Annotated in this window: 24 protein-coding genes and 1 riboswitch; of the genes, 10 read left to right on the top strand and 14 right to left on the bottom strand. The window is 59.3% G+C overall.

Annotated elements, in window-relative coordinates; genetic code table 11:
* Positions 1 to 25: 25 nt before the first annotated feature.
* Together mgrA and BR48_RS0114355 are read left to right on the top strand one after the other, a co-directional pair.
* Positions 26 to 1,087: an L-glyceraldehyde 3-phosphate reductase gene (gene mgrA, locus BR48_RS0114360; RefSeq protein ID WP_027231944.1), complete on the top strand. Its 1,062-nt coding sequence runs from the start codon at positions 26 to 28 to the stop codon at positions 1,085 to 1,087.
* Between the two features lie 107 nt (positions 1,088 to 1,194).
* Positions 1,195 to 2,514, top strand: coding sequence for a UDP-glucose/GDP-mannose dehydrogenase family protein (locus tag BR48_RS0114355; RefSeq protein ID WP_027231943.1), 1,320 nt, complete (start codon positions 1,195 to 1,197; stop codon positions 2,512 to 2,514).
* 13 nt (positions 2,515 to 2,527) lie between these two features.
* Here the strand turns inward: BR48_RS0114355 and BR48_RS0114350 are convergent, their stop codons facing one another.
* The 9 genes from BR48_RS0114350 to BR48_RS0114310 all read right to left on the bottom strand — a co-directional run bounded on the left by BR48_RS0114350 (position 2,528) and on the right by BR48_RS0114310 (position 11,726).
* Positions 2,528 to 3,187: a hypothetical protein gene (locus BR48_RS0114350; protein ID WP_027231942.1), complete on the bottom strand. Its 660-nt coding sequence runs from the start codon at positions 3,185 to 3,187 to the stop codon at positions 2,528 to 2,530.
* A gap of 8 nt (positions 3,188 to 3,195) precedes the next feature.
* Positions 3,196 to 3,978: a hypothetical protein gene (locus BR48_RS0114345; RefSeq protein ID WP_027231941.1), complete on the bottom strand. Its 783-nt coding sequence runs from the start codon at positions 3,976 to 3,978 to the stop codon at positions 3,196 to 3,198.
* 353 nt (positions 3,979 to 4,331) lie between these two features.
* Positions 4,332 to 4,988 carry a hypothetical protein gene (locus BR48_RS0114340; protein WP_027231940.1) on the bottom strand — a complete coding sequence of 219 codons (657 nt, stop codon included), beginning with the start codon at positions 4,986 to 4,988 and terminating at the stop codon, positions 4,332 to 4,334.
* Positions 4,989 to 5,109: 121 nt separating this feature from the next.
* Entirely contained in the window at positions 5,110 to 6,813 is a 1,704-nt protein-coding gene (locus tag BR48_RS0114335) for a glycosyltransferase family 39 protein (protein WP_245273482.1), read from the bottom strand.
* On the bottom strand, positions 6,810 to 7,130 hold the full coding sequence (locus BR48_RS0114330) for a lipid-A-disaccharide synthase N-terminal domain-containing protein (protein ID WP_027231938.1): 321 nt from the start codon (positions 7,128 to 7,130) through the stop codon (positions 6,810 to 6,812). Before BR48_RS0114330 ends, BR48_RS0114335 begins: the two co-directional genes overlap by 4 nt.
* Positions 7,123 to 7,854, bottom strand: a complete 732-nt coding sequence (locus BR48_RS0114325) for a glycosyltransferase family 2 protein (protein ID WP_027231937.1) — start codon at positions 7,852 to 7,854, stop codon at positions 7,123 to 7,125. The genes BR48_RS0114330 and BR48_RS0114325 overlap by 8 nt, the downstream gene beginning before the upstream one ends.
* A 92-nt stretch (positions 7,855 to 7,946) precedes the next feature.
* Positions 7,947 to 9,596, bottom strand: coding sequence for a thiamine pyrophosphate-binding protein (locus BR48_RS0114320; RefSeq protein WP_027231936.1), 1,650 nt, complete (start codon positions 9,594 to 9,596; stop codon positions 7,947 to 7,949).
* Entirely contained in the window at positions 9,580 to 10,767 is a 1,188-nt protein-coding gene (locus BR48_RS0114315) for a CaiB/BaiF CoA-transferase family protein (protein WP_027231935.1), read from the bottom strand. Before BR48_RS0114315 ends, BR48_RS0114320 begins: the two co-directional genes overlap by 17 nt.
* 2 nt (positions 10,768 to 10,769) lie before the next feature.
* Entirely contained in the window at positions 10,770 to 11,726 is a 957-nt protein-coding gene (locus BR48_RS0114310; protein ID WP_027231934.1) for an alpha/beta hydrolase, read from the bottom strand.
* A 483-nt stretch (positions 11,727 to 12,209) separates the two neighbouring features.
* Between BR48_RS0114310 and ettA the strand changes: the two genes are divergently transcribed.
* Positions 12,210 to 13,859 (top strand): energy-dependent translational throttle protein EttA, encoded by a 1,650-nt coding sequence (ettA, locus tag BR48_RS0114300; protein ID WP_027231932.1) that lies wholly within the window; start codon positions 12,210 to 12,212, stop codon positions 13,857 to 13,859.
* A gap of 6 nt (positions 13,860 to 13,865) precedes the next feature.
* Positions 13,866 to 14,648: a BglII/BstYI family type II restriction endonuclease gene (locus tag BR48_RS24615; RefSeq protein ID WP_036814458.1), complete on the top strand. Its 783-nt coding sequence runs from the start codon at positions 13,866 to 13,868 to the stop codon at positions 14,646 to 14,648.
* Here BR48_RS24615 and BR48_RS0114290 read toward each other — a convergent pair.
* Positions 14,618 to 15,262, bottom strand: a complete 645-nt coding sequence (locus tag BR48_RS0114290; protein ID WP_228017962.1) for an MT-A70 family methyltransferase — start codon at positions 15,260 to 15,262, stop codon at positions 14,618 to 14,620. The two genes, BR48_RS24615 and BR48_RS0114290, sit on opposite strands and share 31 nt — an antisense overlap.
* 237 nt (positions 15,263 to 15,499) lie before the next feature.
* On the opposite strand from BR48_RS0114290, the gene BR48_RS0114285 reads away from it, so the two are divergent.
* Positions 15,500 to 16,108: a molybdenum cofactor sulfurase gene (locus tag BR48_RS0114285; RefSeq protein ID WP_027231930.1), complete on the top strand. Its 609-nt coding sequence runs from the start codon at positions 15,500 to 15,502 to the stop codon at positions 16,106 to 16,108.
* 27 nt (positions 16,109 to 16,135) lie between these two features.
* Positions 16,136 to 16,319: riboswitch (cobalamin riboswitch) on the top strand.
* A 45-nt stretch (positions 16,320 to 16,364) separates the two neighbouring features.
* Positions 16,365 to 17,126 (top strand): 5,6-dimethylbenzimidazole synthase, encoded by a 762-nt coding sequence (gene bluB, locus BR48_RS0114280; protein ID WP_027231929.1) that lies wholly within the window; start codon positions 16,365 to 16,367, stop codon positions 17,124 to 17,126.
* Here the strand turns inward: bluB and BR48_RS0114275 are convergent.
* Positions 17,059 to 17,376 (bottom strand): DUF2293 domain-containing protein, encoded by a 318-nt coding sequence (locus BR48_RS0114275; protein ID WP_027231928.1) that lies wholly within the window; start codon positions 17,374 to 17,376, stop codon positions 17,059 to 17,061. The two genes, bluB and BR48_RS0114275, sit on opposite strands and share 68 nt — an antisense overlap.
* A 127-nt stretch (positions 17,377 to 17,503) precedes the next feature.
* On the opposite strand from BR48_RS0114275, the gene BR48_RS0114270 reads away from it, so the two are divergent.
* On the top strand, positions 17,504 to 18,511 hold the full coding sequence (locus BR48_RS0114270) for a metalloregulator ArsR/SmtB family transcription factor (protein WP_027231927.1): 1,008 nt from the start codon (positions 17,504 to 17,506) through the stop codon (positions 18,509 to 18,511).
* A complete protein-coding gene (gene metF / locus BR48_RS0114265) occupies positions 18,511 to 19,437 on the top strand; it encodes a methylenetetrahydrofolate reductase [NAD(P)H] (protein WP_027231926.1) in 927 nt (308 codons plus the stop codon). Before BR48_RS0114270 ends, metF begins: the two co-directional genes overlap by 1 nt.
* Before the next feature lie 494 nt (positions 19,438 to 19,931).
* On the opposite strand, the gene BR48_RS0114260 is transcribed toward metF, so the two are convergent.
* Positions 19,932 to 20,822: a DMT family transporter gene (locus tag BR48_RS0114260; protein ID WP_051614981.1), complete on the bottom strand. Its 891-nt coding sequence runs from the start codon at positions 20,820 to 20,822 to the stop codon at positions 19,932 to 19,934.
* A gap of 179 nt (positions 20,823 to 21,001) precedes the next feature.
* Here BR48_RS0114260 and BR48_RS0114255 point away from each other — a divergent pair, with 179 nt between their 5' ends.
* Positions 21,002 to 22,228, top strand: a complete 1,227-nt coding sequence (locus BR48_RS0114255; RefSeq protein ID WP_027231924.1) for an alanine racemase — start codon at positions 21,002 to 21,004, stop codon at positions 22,226 to 22,228.
* Positions 22,229 to 22,237: 9 nt separating this feature from the next.
* On the opposite strand, the gene BR48_RS0114250 is transcribed toward BR48_RS0114255, so the two are convergent.
* Together BR48_RS0114250 and BR48_RS0114245 are read right to left on the bottom strand one after the other, a co-directional pair.
* The gene (locus BR48_RS0114250) at positions 22,238 to 23,455 is read right to left on the bottom strand and encodes a lytic murein transglycosylase (RefSeq protein ID WP_027231923.1); all 1,218 of its coding nucleotides are present in this window, start codon (positions 23,453 to 23,455) and stop codon (positions 22,238 to 22,240) included.
* 114 nt (positions 23,456 to 23,569) lie between these two features.
* Positions 23,570 to 24,388, bottom strand: a complete 819-nt coding sequence (locus BR48_RS0114245) for a GH25 family lysozyme (RefSeq protein WP_027231922.1) — start codon at positions 24,386 to 24,388, stop codon at positions 23,570 to 23,572.
* 190 nt (positions 24,389 to 24,578) lie between these two features.
* Here BR48_RS0114245 and BR48_RS0114240 point away from each other — a divergent pair, with 190 nt between their 5' ends.
* Positions 24,579 to 25,598, top strand: a complete 1,020-nt coding sequence (locus BR48_RS0114240; protein WP_027231921.1) for a hypothetical protein — start codon at positions 24,579 to 24,581, stop codon at positions 25,596 to 25,598.

Raw genomic sequence — 25,598 nt, 5'->3', positions numbered from 1 at the left:
AATACTTCAGGGCAGGACGACGACGATGGGCTGGACACCGGATACCAAGCGCTACGACACGATGAAATATAATCGCTGCGGCAAGAGCGGTCTGCGGCTGCCGGCCATTTCGCTCGGCCTGTGGCACAATTTCGGCAACGACACCCCGCATCAGCTCAAGCAGGCGATCTGCCGTCAAGCCTTCGATCTCGGCATCACCCATTTCGACCTCGCCAATAATTACGGACCGCCTCCGGGCTCGGCTGAGGAAGCGTTCGGCGAAATCTTGCGAACCGATTTCAAGGGATACCGGGACGAGCTGATCATCTCCTCGAAGGCCGGCTACAATATGTGGCCCGGTCCCTACGGCGAGTGGGGCAGCCGCAAATATATCATCGCGAGCTGCGACCAGAGCCTCAAGCGCCTCGGTCTCGACTATGTCGATATCTTCTATTCGCACCGTTTCGATCCAGATACGCCGCTCGAAGAAACGATGATGGCGCTCGATCATATTGTCCGGTCCGGGCGCGCGCAATATGTCGGTCTTTCCTCGTACAATTCGAAGCGCACGCGCGAGGCGGAGGCCATCCTCGAAGAGCTTGGCACGCCGTGCCTCATCCACCAGCCGAGCTATTCGATGATCAACCGCTGGATCGAAGATGACGGCCTGATCGACACGCTCGAAGAACTTGGCATCGGGTCCATCGTCTTTTCGCCGCTGGCGCAGGGCATGCTGACCGACAAATATCTGAAGGGCGTTCCTGAGGAGAGCCGCGCTGCGCAGGGCAAATCCCTCAATCCGGAATTTTTGAGTGACCGCAATCTCAAGAACATAAGCGCGCTCAACGCCATTGCTTCAAAGCGCGGGCAGACGCTGGCGCAGATGGCGCTGGCGTGGGTTCTGCGCAAGGGACGTATTACCACGGCGCTGATCGGGGCGAGCAAGCCGCAGCAGGTCGTCGATTGCGTCAAGGCGCTGGACAATCTCGAGTTCAGCGATGCGGAGCTCGCGGAAATCGACAGCTACGCCAACGACGCCAATATCAATCTCTGGGCAGCTTCGGCCGAGCGCAAGGGTCCTGAGCGCAAGCCGGTCAAAATGGATTGATGCCCGCCATTTGCAATCGCCTGGGCCGGCAGCGTCACAGGCGATTGGCAGCGCAGCGCTAATATGCGAAATGTCTGCGCCAGAGTTATGCTGATTGGAGCCTTTCAATGAAGATTGCGATGATCGGGACCGGATATGTCGGTCTGGTATCGGGTGTTTGCTTTGCCGAATTCGGCTTCCAGGTGACCTGCGTCGACAAGAACCCCGCGATCATCGAGCGCCTGCAGGCCGGCGAAGTCACGATCTTCGAACCGGGGCTCGACGATCTGCTCGACCGTAATGCCAAGGACGGACGTCTCGTATTCACCACTGATCTTGCGACAACTGTTGCCGATGCGGATGTCATCTTCATCGCCGTGGGCACGCCGTCGCGGCGCGGCGATGGCGAGGCTGACCTTCAATATATCCATGCGGCCGCGGACGAGATCGCGGCTGCGATGAAACCCGATGCCGTGATCGTCATCAAGTCGACCGTCGTCGTCGGCACCAATGCCGATGTGCGGGCGCGCATCGCCAAGGCAAGGCCGGGCGTTGCGTTCTCGATGGTATCGAACCCTGAATTCCTGCGCGAAGGCTCTGCTGTAGAAGACTTCCTTCGGCCGGACCGTGTGGTCGTCGGCGTGCATGATGAGGCGGGTGCGATCGCTATGAGGCGGGTCTACCGCCCGCTTTACCTGCGTGAGACGCCGATGATCGTTACGACGCTCGAAAATGCCGAGATCATCAAATATGCCGCGAACGCTTTCCTTGCCATGAAGGTGACCTTCATCAACGAGGTCGCCGACCTTTGCGAGAAGGCGGGCGGCAATGTTCAGGACGTCGCCCGGGCCATCGGTATGGACAATCGCATCGGCTCGAAATTCCTGCATGCCGGCCCGGGCTTCGGCGGTTCCTGCTTCCCGAAGGATACGCGTGCCTATGCCGCCACGGGCCGCAAGCTTGACGCGCCACAAACGCTGATCGAGCAGGTGGTCTCGATCAATGAGCAGCGCAAGCGCTCTATGGCGGAGCGGGTGATAGAGGCCGCGCAGAAGCATGGCGTGAAGAGCGTCGCGGTCCTCGGCATCGCCTTCAAGCCGAATACCGACGATATTCGCGAGTCTCCGGCACTCGATATCATTCCGCTTTTGCAGAAAGCGGGGCTGACAGTTCGGGCGCATGATCCAGAGGCGCGCACCGCCGCCGAACAGGTGCTGAGCGGCGTCAACTGGTGCAAGTCGGCCTATGAGGCCGTGGAAGGGGCGGGGATTACGCTGCTTCTCACCGAATGGAACGTGTACCGGGCCCTCGACCTGAAGCGGGTCGCAAGCCTGATGGATGGGAACATCCTGTTTGACCTGCGCAACGTCTATAGCGGGCAGGACCTCGATGGCACCGGACTCGAGTACCATTCCGTGGGCCGGCCGCTGATCGGCAGACCAAGTTGAGCCACTTAAGGTTTCAGCCTTGAAGCTCCAGCGGAAACGGTGTTCTCTCCCAGAACTTGCCGATCTTGTACGTTTTGACCGTCGCTGCTTCCCAGTCATGCAGGATTTGTGCGACCTCGACGCGGTCTTCGGCCTGAAGCGCCTTATAGAAACGCGGGGTTAGACCATTTACGTGATCGAGCCAGCGGTCACTGCTTTCGAGCTTCTCACAGGCAGAGGCGAATTCACCCTTCATTGCGTGATTCATGATTGCGCTGAGCTCAATTGAGGGCGATGCGACCCAAGGGAACAAAGGGCCCGAAAGATATGAATGATAGTCGTCGAGCGTTTCGATAGCATATAATTGCGCCAGCATCTCTTCGGTCGTATCGAGCATTTGCGCGACTATCTCCGGAACCCCGGCGTCCCAACCGCTATCGAGCACTTGTCCTTGGTGATCCGTAGGAAAGAATTGGTCCCCCCAGCCCTGCCGGACCTCCGCGGTTGCAGGGACGAGTAACCGAACGGACAAGCGCGATCCGAATATTTTCGGGTCAAGCCGCCTCTCGAAGTGGACACCGCGCAGGATATGCCGCACGGGCTTGATGAAGACAAAGCGCCCCATCGAGAAAAGGTCGTCACGACGCTCGATCAGCGGGCGCACGGCATTTCGTACATCGCGAATTGTGGTCATGGTCGTTCCTAACTGAAGGGTCCAACGGAAGGCCTGATCTCAATGACGAAGAACCGCTTTACTTTCGGAAAGGTTTTGGCGCTTGAATAAGAAAAATCATTCATCCGTCTCGTTCGCAACCTGCGGGCACCGGTCTTGAAGTCATAGATACAAGCTGTCTCATCATCCACGCGTTCATAAACATCCAGACCGATAGAATCTGTTTCGCGGGTACCCACGCCTACTTTGTAATATTCATCAGAAGCTCCCGCGAGCGGCGCCATCATGAAGAGTTCCGGCAACAATTGGCCCTGCCAACGTTTTTGAACTTCGCCCGCAGCCAGCAGGTGAAACTGATTTCCATAGTTCTGTTGCGATCCATATTGAGCGATAGGACCCATAGTGGCTGCTACATCATTGGCGATATTCTGAACGTCCAGATATCGTGGGCAATATTGCTTAACCGTCTCCATGTCGGCTTGGAGCACGCTTGCCCAAAGCCGTTCTTCCGACTCTCCCTTAACGTATTGACGTGCACGCGCCGATACTATCGCAATGGTGTGCGGATCGCCGGCAGCGACAATCGCATTGTACAGCCGAAGTGCTTCTTCAACCGGATACTCGATGGCGGGCTCTTTTAAAGCCGACAGCAGTGTCACCGCAGAACCGATCAAGGGAAGTTTGCGAATCGGAAGTTCGCGGCCGATTTTGCCTCCGATCTTTTGTGCTTCGTGAACTGCGCTCGAGGCGGTGGCCGCAATACCCTGAAAGGTCGTAGTTTCTTGATCTTTCGGAGGTTGCTTGTCCGCCACGGCGGATCCACTTCCGCCCTCGCTTACCCATTGCCCGCCCCCGGAAGTCCCGGCGGGAGCGCGGGGCTGGGGTCGTACTTGCGACAGAGGTGCTGGTACTCCAGAAGCTCTGCACGGAGAACGCGTTGTTCTGTTGCGACCCGTTGGCAAAGAGCGTCATGACGCCCGTCCTGAGAGGCGAGCCGTGCGGCTTTTAAGAGAACGTCATTCGCGTGTAACTGCCATTGTAAATCCAGGTCTTTGAATTGTTTCGCGGCGACCGATGCATTTAAAGAAACCCCGTTAATATGGGAATATATTCCTACGAACACATCAAGGAAATCAATTCGACTCTAGTCGTAGGCTTTTTCGACCTACCTAAGCTCTAGCGGAAACGGTGTTCTCTCCCAGAACTTGCCGATCTTGTACGTTTTGACCGTCGCGGCCTCCCAGTCATGCAGGATTTGTGCGACCTCGGCGCGGTCTTCGGCCTGAAGCGCCTTATGGAAACGCGGGGTTAGCGTGTTCAAATGTTTGAGCGAGCGATCACTGCTTTCGAGCTTTTCGCAGGCAGAGGCGAATTCACCCTTCATTGCGTGGTTCATGACTTCGCTGAGTTCTATTGTTGGCGACGCTATCCACGGAACCTGAAGGCCCGAAAGATATGAATGATAATCGTCGAGGGTGTCGATAGCGTGCAATTGCGCCAGTACCACTTCGGCCGTATCGAGCATTTGCGCGACTATCTTCGGATTACGAGCGTCCCAACCACTATCGAGTGCTCGTCCTTCCTGGTCGGTTGGAAAAAATCGCTCCCCCCAGCCCAGCCGGAACTCCGGGAGTGCCGGTACCAGCGACTGAACGGACAAACGCGATCCGAATATTTTCGGGTCACGGCGGCTTTCGAAGTGGACACCGCGCAGGATGTGCCGCACGGGCTTGATGAACACAAAGCGCCCCATCGAGAAAAGGTCGTCGCGGCGCTCGATGAGCGGGCGCACGGCATTTCGTACATCGCGTATTGTGGTCATGGTCTTATTCCCCCTCCGCGAACCGGGGAATAGGTTCCTATAAATCGGGCCAGAAAATCAATTCGACTCTAGTCGCAGGCTCTGGGACATGGCTAAGCGAATCCCCGGATAAGGCCCATGACTAGGGCGCGGCCCTATACAACGTCACCGTCGTGCGCCGGCCCTTGCTGTAGTTGATGCCGGAGACAGTGGCGATGGCGGCGACGGATTTCTCGCCCCCCGGCAGGCTGGCGATGAAGCCGTTGCGCTGTCCTTCATCGACTGCTGCGATCGCGCATTTCGGATCGGCCATAATATGCTGGGCGGCTCCGGCGCCGTCGGTCAGCACTGTATTCGTGCCGGCAAGGAAGACGAGGCTGGGTTCAGCATAGCTGGCGGAGGCCAGAACGCTGTCCGGGCAGGGCTTTGCTGCCTTGTAGGCATCGGCGATGGCCGGGCTAAGCCACATTGGCGTCAGAGCAGGAACGACGCCCCATGTGAGCAATCCGAGGGTAATTATAGCAAAGGTTGCAGCAGCTTGCAGTGCACCCTTCAAGTTGTGATTCAGGATGAGCCCGCTGGCGAAGACCCCTGCGGCGAACGCTGTAAAGAAGGCGACGATGCCGGGAAGTGAGAAGGAGCCGGTCATCACGTAAGGCAGGACGAGGCCTGCGCCCATCAGCGCCAGCGTGGCGGCGGCAAGGCCGAGCAAGGTCAGCCGTTCGATCCAGATCTGCCATTTGCCCTGATAGGGCCCCGATGCGACCCCGGTGTCGATGGCCCAGGCCATAATCAGGAGGAGCGCGGGGTAGGCGGGCAGGACATAGTGCGGCAGTTTGGTGGGGATCAATTCCGTCACCAGCCAGAACGGCACGTACCAGGCGACTAGAAAGGCGAGGCGCGGATCCTCGCGCAAGCGCCCGAGCGCCTGCAGGCCGCCGCGGACCGCCAGCACGCCGAACGGCCAGATGAAGAAAACGAAGATCAAGGCGAAATAGCCAGGCGGTGCGCCATGGCTTTCCTGCGCGTCACCCACCTTGGAAAGGAAATCCTTGTTAACCGATTCGTTGAAGAAGGCGCCGCCGCTTTTCATGGTGATCATGATCAGCCAGGGCAGGACGATCGCAAGCAGGATGATGATGCCGGCAATGGGCTTCAGCCGCTTCAGCCAGCGCCATTCGCGGTAGTAGAGGCTGAGCGACGCCATTGTGAGCAGGCTGACGAAAGGCGTAATGGGTCCCTTGATCAGTACGCCGACAGCCGTCGCCACCCAGAAGGTGAGCGCGGGCGCCCAGGTCTCGGCCGCTTGCCTGCGGCTCGCCATCCACATGAAGGCGAGCGCCGCCTGTGCCATGACGACCGTTGCGAGCACTGTCGCGTCCGTCTTGGCGACGCGTGCTTCAAAGCCGAGCATGACGATCGAGGCGAGAGCAATCCCGGCGAGAAGACCGGCGCTTTGCCCGAAAAGGAAAGCGCCGAGCGTTGCGGTTGCCAGCACGGCTACGGTCGCGCCAGCCACCGAGACGAGGCGGTAGGCCCAGGCGGGCGCCTTGTCGTCAAAGCCGGTCAGCTTCAAGGTAGCGCTTTGCAGCCAGTAGATGCCGATCGGCTTTTTGTAGCGTGAGGCATCCTGAAAGCGGATATCGACATAGTCGCCGCTTTCCGCCATCTGGTGAGTGGCCTGGATATAGCGCGACTCGTCGCGGTCGAGCGGGGGGATCGAGGCGATGCCCGGCACGAACGAAACGATGCAGATGAAGACCAGCAGCAGATAGTGGCTCAGGCGTAACCGCCGCGGCGTCGTGGCGGCAGGCGTTGTCTCTATGTGGCTCGCCAATGCGCTCACGAGTCTTGCGTCATCGCTTTCTTCTCATTGGCGATCAGCCAGAGGTTGCGAACGTAAACGACAAGTCCGAGGCCTTGTCCGGCGATGAAGACGGGGTCCTTGCGCACGATGGCATAGACAAACAGCAGGGCGCCGCCGAACAGCGAGAAGAACCAGAACGTGACAGGCACGACGCTGCGTTTTGCACGTTCCGATGCCAGCCATTGCAAGACGAAGCGCATGGTAAAGCACGCCTGCGCAAAGAATCCGAGCACGACCCAGGCATCGAACTGCGCGACGAATACCGAGTGCAGCCAATTGGTTATAGCGTCAGCCATGGCTGATCTCCGTGATAGTTGGGACGGTCTTGCGGCGTTTTCTCAGCCACCAGACACCATATAGATCGAGAATGCCGCGCAGGCCGCGGTCGAGAATGCCATAGTTGGACTTTCCGTGCCGCCGTTCGCGATCGACGACATCGACATGGACGACGCCGTAGCCTTCGCGAATGACGAGGGCGGGCAGATAGCGGTGCCAGCCGTCGAAGAAGGGCAGTTCGCGAAAGATCTGCGTGTGCAGCGCTTTGAGGCCGCAACCGGAATCGCGCGTATTGTCCTTCAGGATCGCACCGCGCAGGCGATTGGCATATTTCGAGGCGAATTGCTTGAGCTTGGTGTCGGTGCGCTTCAGGCGCTGGCCCGCAGCGATGCCCGTCCTTGGACCGGCTTCAAGAAGGGCATCGGCAAGCTGCGGCAGATAGGCAGGGTTGTTCTGGCCGTCGCCATCCATGGTCACGACGACATTGCCCTTGGCGGCGAAGACGCCTGAACGAACCGCGGCGCTCTGGCCGGCGGATTTGTCATGGCGCACATGGCGCAGCGGCTTGCCCGCCATGATGCGGCCGGCGAGCACGTCGCCGGTGGTATCCGTCGAGCCGTCATCCACGACGATGACCTCGTAGCTGCGGCCATCCATGGCGGCATCCACTTCATCGAGGAGAAAGGCTAGGTTGGCGGCCTCGTTGCGGCAGGGAATAACGATGGTGATTGCCGGATTGCTCAAGTCAGACGCTTTCGTATTGTCTCATCAGGCGCGCTCCATAACATTGAACGCACCGGCTTGCCATACCTCAATTCACGCATCGCGCGGGCTGATCACCGCTTATCGCGAATGTCTGACAGTGTCCTTGTCGGCGTGATTGCTTCCGGATCGAGGCGGATTTCGATGATGGCGGGCTTGCCGCTTGCAACTGCCCGTTGCCATGCCGCTTCGAAAGCATCCGTCGTTTCGACAGTCTCGCCATGGCCGCCAAAGGCACGGGCAAGCATCGCGAAATCGGGATTGGTGAGTTCGGTCGCCGAGACGCGCCCCGGATATTCCCGCTCCTGATGCATGCGGATTGTGCCGTAAATGCTGTTGTTGATGACGAGAACAATGATCGGCAGGTCATACTTCACCGCTGTCGCGAGATCCTGGCCGTTCATCAGGAAACATCCGTCGCCGGCAAAGCACACCACCATGCGCTCCGGGTGAAGCTGCTTGGCGGCGACTGCGGCGGGCAAGCCGTATCCCATCGAGCCGGAAGTCGGGGCAGCTTGCGTGCCGAAGCGGCGGAAACGATGAAAGCGATGCAGCCAGGTGGCGTAGTTGCCGGCGCCGTTGGTCATGATCGAATCTTCCGGAAGGACGCTTTCGAGGTAGGTCATGATCGGCCCCATCGCAACCTTGCCCGGGCCTGTCTGCGGCGGCGTCGACCAGGCGAGATAGGATTGGTGCGCCGTTTCCGCCTCGCCCGGCCAGTTGATGTGCGATGGTGGCGCAAGGTGCTCCACCACGGCCGCGAAGGCATCGGCCGCGGCATTTATGGCAAGGGTTGGGCGATATACTCGTCCGAGTTCCTCCGCATCCGGATGAACGTGGATCAGCGTCTGTTTGGGGTAGGGACTGTCCATCAGCGTATAGCCTGAGGACGGCATTTCACCGAAACGGCCGCCGACGAGGAGCAGAACGTCGGCCTCCTTGACCCGCGCGCCCAGCGCCGGATTGATGCCGATCCCGACATCGCCGGCATAATTGGGATGGAGATGATCAAACAGCATCTGGCGACGAAACGAGCAACCAACCGGAAGCTGCCATTTTTCGGCAAAGCGCGTGATTGAATGGACCGCTTGTTCGCTCCAGCGCGAGCCGCCAAGGATCATGAATGGCTTCCGCGCGCCTTGCAAAAGATCGGCGAGTTTCTCGATGACGGCAGCGGACGGACCGGTTTCAACCGGCTGCCAGCCTTGCGCCGCGACGGCTTCCACCTTGTCGGTGAGCATATCTTCGGGCAGCGCAAGTACGACCGGCCCCGGACGGCCGGAAGTCGCGACGGCGAAGGCGCGGGTGACAAACTCGGGGATACGGCGGGCATCGTCGATCTCGGCAACCCATTTTGCCGTGTCAGCAAAAAAGCGGCGGTATTCGACCTCCTGAAAGGCCTCACGTTCACGGGCGTCGCGCTGTACCTGGCCGATGAAGAGGATGAGCGGCGTTGAATCCTGCATGGCGATGTGGATGCCGGGTGATGCGTTGGTTGCACCTGGACCACGGGTGACGAAGCAGATGCCGGGCTTGCCCGTGAGCTTGCCCCAGGCGTCCGCCATCATCGCGGCGCCGCCCTCGGCCCGGCACACCGTCACCCCGATATTGGCGTCGTAGAGCGCGTCGAGCACCGCAAGGTAGCTCTCGCCCGGAACGCAGAAGAGCCGCTCGGCGCCATTGGCGACCAGAGCTTCAACGATCAGTTCACCGCCGGTTTTCATCGGTAATATCCTTCAATTCGTTCAATATGTCGGCGCTGTGTTCGCCGAGGCGGGGCGAGGGACGCTCGTACTGCAAGGGGGTCTTGGACATGACGATAGGCGTGCGCACGGAAGGGATAGTGCTGCCGTGGCTGTCTTCAAGGTCAAGGCGCAACTGGCGCGCGATGATCTGCGGGTCGTCGAACATCTCGCCAATACCGTTGATGGGGCCGGCGGGGACGGCATTGCCGGCGCAAGCCTCGAGCAGTTCCGCCCGGCTGCGCTTTGCCGTTTCGGCGCGTATCAATGCGGTCAACTCCGCCCGGTGTTCGAGGCGGGCGCGGTTGGTCAGAAACCGCGGATCGCTTGCGAGCGCATCCAGGCCGACGATCGAGCAGAAGCGGGCAAATTGGCCGTCATTGCCGACGGCAAGGATCAAATGCCCATCCGATGTCGGCACCACCTCGTAGGGCGAAATATTCGGATGGGCATTTCCCATCCGGTGCGGGCTCTTGCCGGTCGCAAGGTAGTTCATCGCCTGGTTGGCCATGACGGCTGACTGGACGTCAAACAGCGCCATGTCGATCATCTGTCCTTCGCCGGTTTTGGCGACATGCGCCAGCGCCGCCTGAATGGCGATCACCGAATAAAGTCCGGTGAAGACGTCGGCGACGGCAAGACCTACTTTCTGCGGTTCGCGGTCCGGCTCGCCGGTGACTGACATCAGCCCGGACATGCCCTGGATGATGAAATCATAGCCAGCCTGCGCCGCGTAGGGACCGGTTTGCCCAAAGCCGGTGATCGAACAGAAGACCAGCTTGGGGTTGTCGGCGCTGAGACTTTCATAGTCGAGCCCGTATTTGCGCAGCCCACCCACTTTGAAATTCTCAAGGACGACATCTGCCGTCTGGCAAAGCGCGCGCACGGTCTCCTGTCCCTCCGGCGTCGCGAAATCGGCGGTAATCGAACGCTTGCCGCGATTGCAGGCGTGGAAATAGGCGGCGGAGAGGTTCTCCCCTTCGCTGCTGGTGATAAAGGGTGGTCCCCAGCCGCGCGTCTCATCGCCGCCGGCAGGGTTTTCCACCTTGATCACATCGGCGCCGAGATCCGCGAGGATTTGTCCGGCCCAGGGTCCCGCCAGTACGCGGGCAAGTTCGATGACACGGATACCTTTGAGGGGTGCATCAGGCATGATCAGTTTTGTACCAGTTCTTTCGTTGAATGTTGGGCGACGCGCAGCGCCCAGGATGCAAAATCCTGCATGATCTCGTCACGGTTGATTTCGTTGAGGCTCTCATGGCGCGTGTCTTGATAGATCCGGCTTTCGACATCGGTGAAACCGAGGCGCAGGAGGCGCTCTTCGAGCTCCTTGACCGACTTGCCTTTCGCCGTGGCCGGATCCTCGGCGCCGCCGACAAGATTGAATGGCAGGTTGCGGCGCAACGTGGCGAGAAGAGCATCGTTGGTACCGGCGTTCATGAAATCGAAAATGTCGCGCCACATGCTCACGGTCGGGTCCCAGCCCGAGAGCGGATCGGCGAGATAGGCATCCACCTCGTCGGGATCGCGCGATAGCCAGTCGGAAGCCGTGCGGGCATTCTTGACCCTGCGGCCCCAGTCGCGAAAGGTAAGCTTTGGCAGGATCATGCTCGGGACATCGGAACCGAGGAGCATCCGTTCTGCCCGTAAAATACCGAGCGCAAGGCGATTGAGCGACGCCGTTGAAAAGTTGGCGTTCCAGATTGCGGCCCCGCTGACATTCTCGGGGTGCTTCAGGATATAGTTGAGCGCAACCAGCCCGCCCATCGAATGGCCGAAAAGGATGAGTGGCAGTCCGGGATTCCGGTTACGGGCGAGGTGGTTGACGACGTCGACATCGTCGAGCACGTGCTGGCGCCCGGCTTGTTGCGCAAAGCGTCCTGCCGGGGCTCCCGGCGCTTTGGTCAGGCCATGGCCGCGATGGTCATGGGCATAAACGTGAAAGCCCCTTTCGCTTAGAAACTGCGCAAAACGGGCATAGCGCAGGGAGTGCTCGCTGACGCCGTGGCAAATCTGGACAATGCCGCATGGCTCCGCTTCTGCCTGCGAGACCCGAACGGCAAGCGCGGCCCCCGTCGCAGTGCGTATTGTCTCAACCTCTTTAAATGCCATTCGCAGCCTCCCGCCCGCAATTGAAAGGGTGGCGCGCGATTAGTCAATGCGGAATAAGTCCATATCAATATCGCCCAAATTATCGCGGTGCTGCCTATTAAATAAACAGATAAATCTTTGTGCAACTTTCTTTTGCAAAACCACTTGCAATCGATAAAAACATGCCGCAGAACTTCACTCCGAAAGAAACGGGTTCTGACCTTTCGTCGCTGTTGCAGATGATCGAGCTGCCCATCTTGCCAGTTATATGGCCGTTCAAGGGAGAAGAGGACGCTCCCCGAATGCGGCACCAGAGGGGAAACCGGGTGACGGAAATATCCGCGCCCGGTTTCGCTCATTTTGGGACGGGTTTTATCTGAAACCAGTGTGAGGTGCGGGCCGGGCCGCGAAATAAAACGCCCGCGCATTGCCACCGGAGCGCCTTTCCCCTAAATACGGCGCAACTTCATTCACACGAATACGAACATCGGAGTGACGCGCGTTATGGCACGCCAATTCATTTATCATATGGCCGGTCTCAATAAGGCCTATGGCACCAAGAAAGTTCTCGAGAATATTCATCTCTCCTTCTATCCCGACGCTAAGATCGGCATTCTCGGCCCGAACGGCGCCGGCAAGTCGACGATCCTCAAGATCATGGCGGGAACGGACAAGGAGTTCACCGGGGAAGCCTGGCTTGCTGATGGAGCAACCGTTGGCTATCTCGCTCAGGAGCCAGCCCTCGACGCCAGCAAGGACGTCATGGGCAATGTGATGGAGGGTGTCGCCGACAAGAAGGCAATCCTCGACCGCTATAACGAACTGATGATGAACTATTCCGACGAGACCGCCGATGAAGGCGCCAAGCTCCAGGATATCATCGACGCCAAGAACCTTTGGGATCTGGAATCGCAGGTCGAGATGGCGATGGAGGCGTTGCGCTGCCCGCCGGGCGACGCCGATGTCAGCAAGCTATCCGGCGGTGAACGCCGCCGCGTCGCGCTGTGCCGCCTGTTGCTGTCGCAACCTGACCTGTTGCTTCTCGACGAACCAACCAACCATCTCGATGCCGAAACGACTGCATGGCTTGAAAAGCACCTGCGGGAATATCCCGGCGCCGTTCTGCTCATTACTCACGATCGCTACTTCCTCGACAATGTGACCGGCTGGATCCTCGAACTCGATCGCGGCCGCGGCATCCCATACGAGGGCAACTACTCGGCCTATCTCGAATCGAAATCGAAGCGCATGCAGCAGGAAGGCCGCGAAGAGGCTTCGCGCCAGAAGGCACTTGAGCGCGAGCGCGAGTGGATCGCCGCAAGCCCGAAGGCACGCCAGGCCAAGTCCAAGGCCCGTATCAAGGCCTATGACGAACTGGTCGATGCGGCCAACGACCAGCGTCCGGGCGACGCCCAGATCATCATTCCAGCAGGCGAGCGACTTGGGCAGGTGGTCATCGAGGCTGAGAACCTCACCAAGTCCTTCGGCGACCGGGTTCTGATCGAGGACCTTACCTTCAAGCTGCCTCCGGGTGGCATCGTCGGCGTCATCGGTCCGAACGGTGCCGGCAAGACGACATTGTTCAAGATGATCACTGGCCAGGAAAAGCCTGACTCCGGATCGATCCGCATCGGCGACACAGTCCATCTCGGCTATGTCGATCAGAGCCGCGATCACCTCAAGGGCGACAAGAACGTCTGGGAGGAGATTTCGGGTGGCAACGACATCATCAAGCTTGGCAAGCACGAGATGAATTCGCGTGCCTATGTCTCTGCCTTCAATTTCAAGGGTGGCGACCAGCAGCAGAAAGTCGGCAATCTATCGGGCGGTCAGCGCAATCGCGTGCACCTTGCCAAAATGCTGCAGTCGGGCGGCAATGTCCTGCTTCTCGACGAGCCGACCAACGACCTCGACACCGAAACGCTTTCGGCGCTCGAGGATGCGCTCGAAAAGTATGCGGGCTGCGCCGTGATCATCAGCCACGATCGCATGTTCCTCGACCGCCTTGCTACGCATATCCTTGCCTTCGAAGGTGACAGCCACGTCGAATGGTTTGAAGGAAACTTCGAGGAATATGAGAACGACAAGATCCGCCGCCTCGGCCCGGACAGCGTCAATCCGAAGCGTCCGACCTACAAGCGCTTGACGCGGTAAGGCCGCATGTTCGAGCGGCTGAAGGAACGCGGTTTTGATATCCTGGCGCTTCACCACGCCGAAGCCATCGTCACCATGGACATGGCCGGCGCGGAGAACGACCTCGAAACGGTCCTGCTCGATCTGACGATCCCCGTCACCGAAATTGTCGCGGGCGGGGGAGGCGAGGCGCGGCTAACGCAGCGTCTGCGCCGTGGTCTCGCCGAACGGGGCTGGAGCAAGCGCAATATCCGCGTCCGCAAGACCGTGCGCTGGTCCGAATTCGATGAGGAAAGGGAGGTCGCCTCCCTCTCCCATGAAATCGACCACGTGAAGGCCTTCGGGCCGCAAGGCTCGGTGTTCGCGCTCGAAATCGAGTGGAACAACAAGGATCCGTTCTTCGACCGCGACCTTGAAAGCTTCAAGCGCCTGCATGCCGAGGGCGCCGTCTCCGTCGGCGGGCTCATCACCCGCGGCGAGAGCCTTCAGAACGATATGCGGACGATCCTGCGCCGCTTTGCAGATGAGAGGGCTGTCGACGAACTCGGCCAGCTCGACAGCTTCAATTACGTTCCGACGCGGCGTCAGCGCGAAATGATCCTGACAAGGGCCGAGCGTACCGGCGACTTCCGGCAAGCATGGGTCGATGCATTCGTCGGCGACAAGTTCGGCGAGGCGACGACCCATTGGCGCAAGCTGCGCGACCGCGTCTTGCGCGGCGTCGGCAACCCGTGCCCGCTTGTCCTTATCGGCATACCTTCATCGGTGGTGACGTTCGATCACTCCGCGGCTTCCGCCGCCGAATTATAGGCGTAGGTCTTCCAGGTCGGCTTGTAGTCTTCGTCGGCCTGATTGCCCCAATAGGTCCAGTTTGGCCGCGTCCCGCGCGCAAAAAGTTCGAGATAAGGACCCTTCGAGCAGCTTTCGATCAGATCGTACTGCTCGTCGGGCTTGCGCGAGTGTTCGCGCTTGCGCGACGAAAGATAGTTCACCTGGCTGCGGCCTGGCGCCAGTGTGCGGGCGTTCTTGCCGCGAACCCCGAAGAGCAAGACTTCGGTGACGTTGCGAAAATAGAAGCCCACGCCGCGCCCGTCAGAGCCGCCATCCTTGCGCACCTTGTGCCAGATGATGTTCGACTTGTACTCGAATCCCCAGGATTGCATGACCCGCAGCCCCTCCGGCAGCAGCGCATTCGGCACCCACAGGTAGAGATGCGCAGGTTGCGCCGTCAGGTCGGCGATCGGCAGGGCGCAGATATCGTCGGTCGTCATCGTGCCGTAGCGGGACAGGCGCTTGTGCTCCGGAGCGACCTTTCCGGTGCGATTTGTGAAGCGCCACGGCGGATCGGCAAGGACGGTGTGATAACGCTTTCCTGCGGTTCGTTTCGCCAAATCTATGGCTGCGTCCATAACTTCAGCGTTCACGACAAACCTCCGGTGAGAAAAGAACGAAAGCAGAACACATAACGATTGTCAATCGGAGACGATTCGCCTTTCCAGTGGGTTGTAGCATGCCATAGGCGCAAGGTATTGCCGAGCCGCAATAGTTCACCGAATTCTCATGACTCTTTTTGACAGATTCATCAGGGATATTCGCTGGTGTTGCCCGCAGTTTTTCATAAAATGCGGCGGCTTTCACGGCGCATATTTTCAGGAGCGTTTATGAACGACCTTTTTTCAAACGGCCCCGAGATATTGCCCGCGCGCAAGCTCAGCGGGCGTGTCAGCGGCCTGTTCGAGGCACGCGCCGGCGATTTCGTGACGGCGCCGTCAGCGGAACTCAAAGTCACTTTCGACGGAATTGTCGGTGATTTCCATGCCGGCCCGACGCGGAAATCCGGCGGTCGCGAGCCTTGGTATCCGCGCGGCACTGAAATGCGCAACGAACGGCAACTCTCGATTCTTGCGCCGGACGAACTCGTACAAGTTGCAGCCGGCATGGGGCTTGCCGAACTCAGGGCAGAGTGGATCGGCGGCAACATGCTGATCGACGGGATCTCGTCGCTTTCGATGCTCCCGCCGCGGACGCTGATATTTTTCGAGGGCGGTGTCACGCTGAAGGTCGACGGCCAGAACGCGCCCTGCAAGATCGCCGGGCGCTCGATCGGCGAACATGCGGGAACGGCCGACCATACCGCGACTGCGCTCGATTTCGTTCGGGTCTCGCGGCGGATGCGCGGCATCGTCGCCTGGGTCGAAAAGCCCGGAACGATCGGCAATGGCGAAAAGGTGGATGTGCGCATTCCCGAACAATGGATTTATCGCCCCTGAGGCTTGCGCGCGCCCGGGAATTGTGGCGAATGATCAGGCAGGTCCGGTGCCTGCGGCAAGCGTTGCGGGAGAATCGGGAAGCCGGTGAAAATCCGGCACGTGCCCAGCGCTGTAAGGGGGGATGGACGCGCATTTGCCACGGAACGTTCCGGAAGGCGCGCGGCTCAGGTGAACCTCAGTCAGAAGACCGGCCGGACCTCATAGCTCGAACCGCGTGGACGGCGGCGAGAGTTTCAAGCGTTGTTGGGAGTAAACAATGCACGATAAATGCCATGGTCCGACTGCCGCCGACAATTTTTCCAAAGATGAACGCGCGGCGGTCTACAAAGCCATCCATACGCGCCGTGATGTGCGCGACCAGTTTCTTCCCAAGCCCATACCCGACGATGTGCTTATGCGCCTGCTCGATGCGGCCCACCACGCGCCTTCGGTCGGCTTCATGCAGCCCTGGAATTTCATCCTGATCAGCGATCCCGAGTGCAAGCAGGAGGTGCATCAAGCCTTCACCCGCGCCAATGAGGAAGCGAGGGCAATGTTCACTGACGATCGCCAGGCGCTTTATGGTGCGCTGAAACTCGAAGGCATCCTCAAGGCGCCGCTCAACATCTGCATCACCTGCGATCGCACCCGTGGCGGGCGCGTCGTCCTTGGCCGCACCCATAACCGTCAGATGGACCTCTACAGTACCGTCTGCGCAGTGCAGAATCTCTGGCTTGCAGCGCGCGCCGAAGGCGTCGGCGTCGGCTGGGTCAGCATTTACCATGATGCCGACATGCGCCGAATCCTCGGCATTCCCGCGCATGTCGAGATCGTCGCCTATCTCTGCGTCGGCTATGTGGATGAGCTCTACCAGGCGCCGGAGCTTGAGCAGCGCGGATGGCGCAAGCGACTGCCGCTGGATGAACTCATTTTCCGGGACCGCTGGAGTGGATGCGATGATCCAGAAACGCTCAGCTCTGATCATCCTCATCCGGATCGAGCAGGCGTGTCGCCCGCCACTCCGTCAGTTTCCGGTTGATCGCTTCCAGCACGAAGAAACGCGCCGACTCCTTGTCGTAACCGTCGTCACGAAGCTCATCGTAATCCGTGTGCTGGTGCCGGACATGCGCGACCGTCGCCAGCCACACCGCAATCGGCGGCGGCAGCGTCTTCATATGCGGGGCATTTGCGGCGGCGCGGATCGGCTCGGAATCCGAATAGGGTACGGCCGGTAGCAGAAGTGTCAAAGCCTTGTTGATGGCGCGCTGGCGGTTCGTTCCGATGCTCATGCCGCTATCCTAGCCGATTCTCGTCCTATTTCAGGCGCGGCAAAAAATGTCGTCAACGGCAAAAACAACTTGCTTATGTGGCGTTTGTCACATAAACATATCTTTATGTCTTTTGAGGATTGGAAGCATGGACAAGCGTGATCTCAACCTGGACCTGATGGTCGATACGCTGAAAGCGGCGGCCGAGCCGAGCCGCCTGCGCATCCTCGCGCTCCTGTCACGCGGCGACCTGACCGTTTCCGATCTTACCTCCATTCTTGGTCAGTCGCAGCCGCGCGTGTCGCGGCATTTGAAGCTGCTGTTCGAGGCCAGCCTCATCAATCGCTACCAGGAGGGTTCCTGGGCCTATTTCCGCCTGGCCGACTCGCTGATCGTCGGTGACATCGCCCGGTCGCTGCTCGACCGCCTCGACTTTTCCGATCCTTTGCTTGAACGCGATCTCGAGCGGCTTTCCTCAGTGAAGTTGCAGCGGCGCGAACGCGCAGCCGCCTATTTCAGCGCCAATGCAACGAGCTGGGATATGATCCGGTCGTTGCACGCGCCGGATGGCGCGGTGGAAGCAGCGCTCCTCAAGATCGTCGGCCGCAAGCCGTTTCAGGCGATGCTTGATGTCGGCACGGGGACGGGCCGCCTGCTTGAACTCTTTTCGCCACTCTATATTCGCGGCGTCGGCATCGACATAAACCGCGACATGCTGACGGTTGCTCGCTCCAATCTCGATCGCGACGGGATTACCAATGCGCAGGTGCGCCATGGCGATGTCTATTCCCTGCCGGTGGATCGCGAATCCTTCGATCTTGTTACCGTCCACCAGGTTCTGCACTTCCTCGATAACCCCGCCGAAGCAATCCGCGAAGCGGCTCGTGCATTGCGGGCAGGCGGGCGCATGCTCATCGTTGATTTTGCTCCGCACGAACTTGAGTTCCTGCGCGACAACCATGCCCATATGCGTCTCGGCTTCAGCGATGCGCAGATGCGCGAATGGCTTACGGAAGCCGGTTTGATGCTCGAAGAGAGCACGGAACTTGAACCGAAAGACAAGAATAAATTAACCGTCAAACTGTGGCTGGCACGCGACCCGCGCCTGCTGATTGCAGATCCCGATTTAACCTCCCGCGTCACGGAGAGTGTCTGATGAGTTTCTTTCGCCAATCGCGCCGCCCCGATATCGGTCACAATATCCGTGTGTCCTTCGAGTTCTTCCCGCCGAAGACGGAAGTCATGGAGGAACGGCTTTGGGAGACGGTGACGCGCCTTGCGCCGCTCAATCCTGAATTCGTCTCGGTGACCTACGGTGCCGGCGGTTCGACGCGCGAGCGGACCGCCCGCACGATCAACCGCATCCTGACCGAAACAGACGTCAATGCCGCTGCGCATCTTACCTGCGTCGATGCGACGAAGGAGGAAGTCGATACGGTGGTGCGCGAGTTTGCCGCCATGGGCGTCAAGCGCTTCGTTGCCCTGCGGGGCGATCCGGCAAGCGGCGTCGGTTCGCACTACAAGCCGACACCCCGCGGCTATGAGAACGGCGCTGATCTCGTTGCCGGGCTGAAAGCCTTTGCCGATTTCGATATCTCGGTTTCGGCCTATCCGGAAAAGCATCCGGAAAGCCCGGACTTCGCCACCGATATCGACATGCTCAAGCGCAAGGTCGACAATGGCGCGACACGGGCGATCACTCAGTTCTTCTTCGAGAACGATCTCTACGAGCGCTATGTCGAAAAGGTTCGCCGTGCCGGTATCTATATTCCGATCCTTCCGGGCATCCTGCCGATCCACAATTTCACGCAGGTGACGAATTTCTGCTCGAAGGCGGGCACGCACATTCCCAACTGGCTGGCCGAGCGCTTCGAGGGTCTCGAGAACGACCCGCAGACGCACCAGCTCGTCGCTTCGGCAGTCGCCGCCGAACAGGTGCTCGACCTCGTCGAAAGGGGTGCGCAGGATTTCCACTTCTATACGATGAACCGGGCCGACCTTGCTTTTGCCATCTGCCATCTCATCGGAATTCGGCCGGGCAGCAATGTCGTTGAGGCCAATTTGGCCGGGGCCGCGGCATAAGACCCGCCTCTGAAATGGGAAACGGCCCGACTGCCATGATCGGGCCGCTCCATGTTTCACCTACTTAACGGTCAGAGACCATCTACGTAGCGCTCTTATATTTACTCAGGGGATGAGTCCTACGACCATTGCACCGATAAATGCGAACGCTGCACAGATCATAAGGACATTCATCGATCGAGTTAGTCCCATCGTTTGTCTCCTGCAGTTAACCGATTTAGCATAGCGCAAATTTGCCACAGAAAAAGCCCAAATATTACGGTCTCATGACGCCGGGGAGAGAAAATTTTTGCCTGATAAACCTAAGTTTCTGAAATGAAACACATTTGACAGGGCAAAAAAATTTCGAGATCACGATAAAATGTTCCGAAATGAGGCATATATTTGCACTGCAGCATTTTTGCCACTAAAGGGCGCCGAAGCCCGTTTCAGCCACAATTGAGCCATAATTGGCCGTTCGTGGATATGTCGCTTTATTGAAAACTTTAGGTTTTTTACCGTTTTCGCATTGCGGTTATCAGGCGGCCGTCGATAGTCAACAGTCCGAGCGCGATGAGCCCCATCCCAAGAAAATCATGCGCGGCGAGCCGTTCGCCAAGAAAAATTGTTCCAAGCAGGATGGCGCTGACCGGGACAATCAGCGTTACGAGCGAAGCGTTGGTCGCGCCTGCCGTCTGCACGATGGAAAAATAAAGGATATAGGCATAGGCAGTGGACAGGAGACCAAGGCCGAGGATCGCGGCCCAAACTCCGCCATCGATCGTGGCGATCTGCGGGACGCCGTCCCAGAACAGCACGATAGGTATCATGATCAACGTCGCCGCGGTCATCTGGCCGGTCGAGGTGACGGTTGGCGGGACGCCTTTGAAGCGCTTGGCGAGGATGCCGGCAAAGGCGTAGGACAGCGTTGCCGCGATCACCAGCATTTCCGCCCACAGCGGTCCGCCCAACCCGGTCAGCGCCCCTGGACCAATGAGAGTAACGATGCCGGCAATGCCGAGCAGGATGCCGGCTATCTTGTTGACGGTGACCTTTTCATCGACGGTCAGAAATGCGGCAACAACGACAGTCCAGATCGGAGTCGTTGCGTTGAGGATGGCCTCCACTCCAGCGCCAAGGGCCGTCTGGCCGATGAACAACAATGAAAACGGTATGACGTTCATCAGCAGGCCGAGCCCGGCAAATTTGAGCGCGTGTTGCCGGTAGCTCCAGAAATTGATGCCGCGTGCAAGCAAATAGAGATGAAGAGCAAGGGCGGCTATGGCGACGCGAAAGAGCACAAGGGTAAGCGGCGGGACGACCTGAACTGCGATGCGGGCGAAGAAAAACGAGCCGCCCCAGATAGCGCCGAGAAGGAACAACTGCGCCCAGGCGAAGCCAGTCATGGCAAGGGGTCTTGGTGCGATGGTTTGGGATGACAAGGTCTCATTTCCTCCGAAGCCTGTCCGGCGTTGCACATTCAGGGCAAAACAGGATCAAGGCCACCCGATTCCTGCCGGACAAGAAGCGACTTTCGTCCGTCACGTTCGCTTGCTAAGAGTTTCGTATGACGCAGAACGACAAGATGCAACGATTCGCCTCGGCCCGTGAAGCAGCGCTTACCTTACGGCCGGATCAACCCGTCTACTGCTTTCGTCCCCATGTCCTCATCAAGGATGCGGACCGGTTCATGAAAATGTTCCCGGGCGAGACAGCCTACGCGGTGAAGACAAATGGCGAAGATCTCGTTCTCGATACGCTGGCGCGCAATGGCGTCAGCACATTCGATGTCGCTTCCCCCGGCGAATTCGCGGCCGTTCGCAAGGTCGCCCCGAATGCGCAGATGCTCTATATGCATCCGATCAAGGCGCAATCTGACATTCGCCTTGCTCTCGAAACCTATGGCATCCGCGTCCTTGCCGTCGATCATGAGGACGAGATCGCCAAGATCACGCGCATCGTCCGCGCGCTCGATATCGATCCGGCCAGTATTACGCTTTACGTTCGGCTGCAAACCAAGGGCCATGCCGCCTACGAACTCTCGAAGAAGTTCGGCGCGGCGCCGGCACATGCCATCGAACTCCTGCAGCGCTCGGACAAAATCGGCTACAAGGTCGGCTTGTGTTTTCACGTCGGCAGCCAGATTGAGGATCCCGATACCTATGAGAATGCGTTGCGCTCCGCTGACTGGGTGCGCAATCGCGCCGGCGTCCCGCTCGCGGGGCTGGATATCGGCGGCGGCTTTCCGGCCGAATATGGCCACGATCCGAAGCGCAAGCATGTGGAAATGCCCTCGCTCGGGCAACTGATGTCGCGCCTGCGCGGCGACATCAAGGAATACGGCTTCGGCGATCTCCCGCTTGTGGCCGAACCCGGCCGCGTCATTGTCGCTCGTGCCTTCTCGCTCATCGTGCGGGTGCTCCTGCGCAAGGGCAGGCGCCTCTATATCAATGATGGTATCTGGGCATCGCTGTCGGATTCATGGACGGGCAAGATCACGCTGCCGGCGCGCTTCATCCCCGATCCTGCCAAGAAGCTGCGGCACGGGGATGTGGAGGAGATCGTACCGTTCCGCGTCTGCGGCGCTACGTGCGATTCCGTCGATATCCTGTCGCGGCCATTCTGGTTGCCGGCAACCGTCGAAACGGGTGACTGGATCGAAATCGGCCATATCGGCGCCTATTCCCTATCGCTTCGCACGCGCTTCAACGGTTTTTATCCGGACACGTTTGTCGAAGTCGATACGGCTTTCGATGAAGGCAGCGAGCCGGAAAGCTTCGCATCGCTCGAAACGATGGCTCCGCCGCAATAGCGCTTCGTTTTAGAGCTTGCCGAGCAATTCCGGCGTCGGCCAGGAATCGGCGGGCATGCCGAGGCGGATCTGCTCATCTCTCACGGCATCGCGCGTCAGGATGCCGAACACGCCGTCGATCTTCGGGCCCATGTCGTGGCCGCGTGCCGCAAGCTTGTTCTGCAGTTCCTTCATCTGGTCAGGGTTGAGCCCGACTTCAGGGGTCGTCGCCTGCAGTGGTCCGGCTCCGGCCAGGCGCGTGGCGAAATAGGCCGCCGTGGTGGCGTAGATGATGGATTTGTTCCATTCGACGAACACGTCGAAATTTGCATAGGAAAGGAAGGCTGGTCCCTTGCGGCCCATCGGCAGCAGAAGGGAAGCATCGCCATCATCCGGCCCGAGAGGACCATTCATGCCTGTCACGCCCCACTCCGACCATTTGGAATGCGGCAGCCGGTTGGTGCGGATGGCGTTTTCCCAGGGCAGATCCTTGGTAAGCTTGACCTCTTCGAGCCAAGGTTCGCCGCGCTTCCAGCCGAGATCGCGCAGGACGCGGGCCGCGGTCATGATCGCGTCCGGGGCACTGTGCTTCAGATCGACCTTGCCGTCGTCGTCGCCATCGACGCCGCGTTCCAGATAATCGGTAGGGAGCATTTGCATCTGCCCGATTTCGCCGGCCCAGGCGCCGGTCGTCTTGGCATCGACGACGCCGTTGTCGAAGAGCTTCAACAGCGCAATCAGTTGCGGCCGGAAGAGTTCGGGCCTGCGGCAATCGAATGAGAGCGTAAGCAGTGCATTCAGTGTGTCGAAATCGCCCTGGACTGCCCCGAAATCCGTCTCGAGACCCCAGAATGCGGCGATGACCGGACCGGGCACGCCATATTCCTGCTCGGCTTCGGCGAAGGTCGAGGCATATTTCTTGAGGTTGGCTGCGCCCTGCTTCAACCGGTAATCGGAGACCATGCGCGAGGAGAAGGTCAGGAATGTCTGGCTGAAGACACCCTGTGCGCGATCGCGCTCCAGGACCTTGTCATCGAGCGAAGCCTTCAACAGCTCGTTCAGCCCACGTTCCCCGACGCCGGCACTGCGGGCTTCGGCAATAAGGCCGTTGAACCAGGGTTCGAGTTCGCCGCCGCAAGCAGGCTTTTCAGCCGGTGTCTGCGCAGGCGCTACCTGATCCAGCGCATAGGATGCGCTCGATGTCAGAAGAAGGCCGGCAGCGGCAAGGGCAGTCGAAAGTCTGTTCATCAGGGAAATCTCGTTCTAACGGGCACGCCCAAGCGCGCAGATGCCCTGCTAATGCACGAATATGCAGTTGAGGTGAAGTCAAAGAATCGCGAAACAGGGCGGGGGCCTTGCCCTTTATTGCACCTTGTTGCGCACCAGCCACTCTTTCCAGGATTTTTCGCTTCCGGCAAAGACATTGATGTCCGCATCGCCGCGCATTCCGGGGATGGAGCCGGTGCCGGTATATTGCCAGAAGGTCCAGGGGTGCGACCCGTATTTCTCGTCGGGATGCCCGGCTACCGAGCGCAACCAGAAGGGATAGCCCACGAATTGGCGCAGGTCATTGTCGTCAAAGAAATCGACCGTCGTATAAATGATCGGACGCTTGCCGTAGTAGCGTTCGACGATATCCATGAAGGTCTTCATCTCGCTGCGCACGATCGCGGCATTGGGCCGGAGTTTGCAGGTTGGCGAGGCGGCGTTCCACTCCATGTCGAGGACCGGCGGCAAGGCGCTTGGGTCCTTCGGGACGTGCTGGATATACCACTTGGCCTGATCCTTTGCCGTGCGGCAGAAATAATAGAAGTGATAGGCGCCGCGCGGAACGCCGGCCGCGCGCGTCGCGGCCCAATTCTGCGCGAAGCGATCATCCACCCGGTCGCCGCCTTCCGTTGCCTTGATGAAGGCGAACGAAATGCCATTGGCCCGGACGGTCTGCCAATCAACCGTAGATTGATATTTCGATATGTCCGTCCCGTGGATGGGATAGTGCCAGGGCGTCTTGCCGGTCCAGTCGTGCGGATCGCGGTCGCCGAAGCGCGGCGCCTTTACGTTGCCTGTCGGCGCGGCGATCTGCTGGACCGGCCTTGTCTGCTTGGCATCGGAAAAATCATAGTCGACGGTCGTGCAGCCGGTCAGAAGAACAGTCAGCAAACCTGCTGCAAGTCGTTTCATATATTACGGTCCATCATCGAATCGTGGCGGGATCAGTGCTCATGCACTAGAGATGCGCGATTATGCTTAACAGATGATGAGCGTGAGCGCGCCTCGTCGATGTTGTTCTGATTGCATATTTTTGCATGCTGCATCGAATCTTAAGCCGTGATACTCGTTGCAAACAGCGTTTGGTGCGAGGGGCGGGGCGATGAGAAAACTTGGTTTGCTGGTTTTTCTTGTCGCGCTGGTTGCGCTGGCCAATGCCTTTTTCGCGTCGTGGGTTACCATCAACAGGGATGATCTGGCGATATCCGTCAGCCAGTCCGGCAGTTGCGTTCGTCCGGCAATACCGAGTTTCTGGCGCAACTATAGAGGGTACCCCGATTACGACAACGAGCTGATTTCCGACTATTTCGGCATCTATGCCGCTTACGCTTCCAACGTCTACGCGCCATCGAACCGAGACCGTTTCAATCTCAAACCAGAAATATTCGGCTGGGCTCCGCAGGGCGGGCCGATCATCCGGCCGGGTGGGTTCTATGCTGAGCTTTTTTACAAGCGTAGTCCGGTGCGGCTTTCGGTAATGCTCGTCATCCGAGGCAAGGACAGCGCGTTCAACCTGCCGGATCTGATCAGCGAGAACACCTTGTTTACCCAGATGATCAATCCATGGGATCAATACCGGACTGTGCGCAAGGAGTTTTCGCGTATCCGGCGTGAGGCGCAAAGTGGCTCGGCGGGCCTGCCGGTCGAATATATCGTTGTCGGGCATGGGCTTGGCGGAGGACTTGCGCGCCACCTTGCGGCAGCGTTCCCTTGCACTGCGGCGATTACCTTCGATTCCACCTTCGTCTCCAACAATCGGCGCCTGGCCGAGCCCTATGACGGCCAGGTCGTCGATCTCTTCGCCGACAATGATTTGCGCTCGCGGCTCGCAGTCCTGCCAAATCCGCGCGCCTTCTTTCGCATTTCGCGGGTCCACCAGTGGTACCGCGTGCGCAATGCCGGAGATTTCTCCGGTCCCGCCGGCATGCAGAGGGCTGCCGTTGCGATGGCACGCATCCCGGTCATGTGCCTGCTGCGCGATGATTGCGAGTTGAAGCGACCGACAAGTGGCGATAGCGGCGAAGAGAACCCGCAAAGCGGGCGTTCGGCCGCGGAAATGTCGATGCTCTTTTGCCTCGCGGGCCCGGGTTCGGCCGGCCCCAAAGCCGACCTTTGCCAGTAG

Origin of the sequence: Phyllobacterium sp. UNC302MFCol5.2, from assembly GCF_000686005.1 — a bacterium.
GTDB lineage: Bacteria > Pseudomonadota > Alphaproteobacteria > Rhizobiales > Rhizobiaceae > Phyllobacterium > Phyllobacterium pellucidum.
Note: the sequence above shows the minus strand (reverse complement) of the source record. Positions and strands in the feature narration are given on the sequence as shown.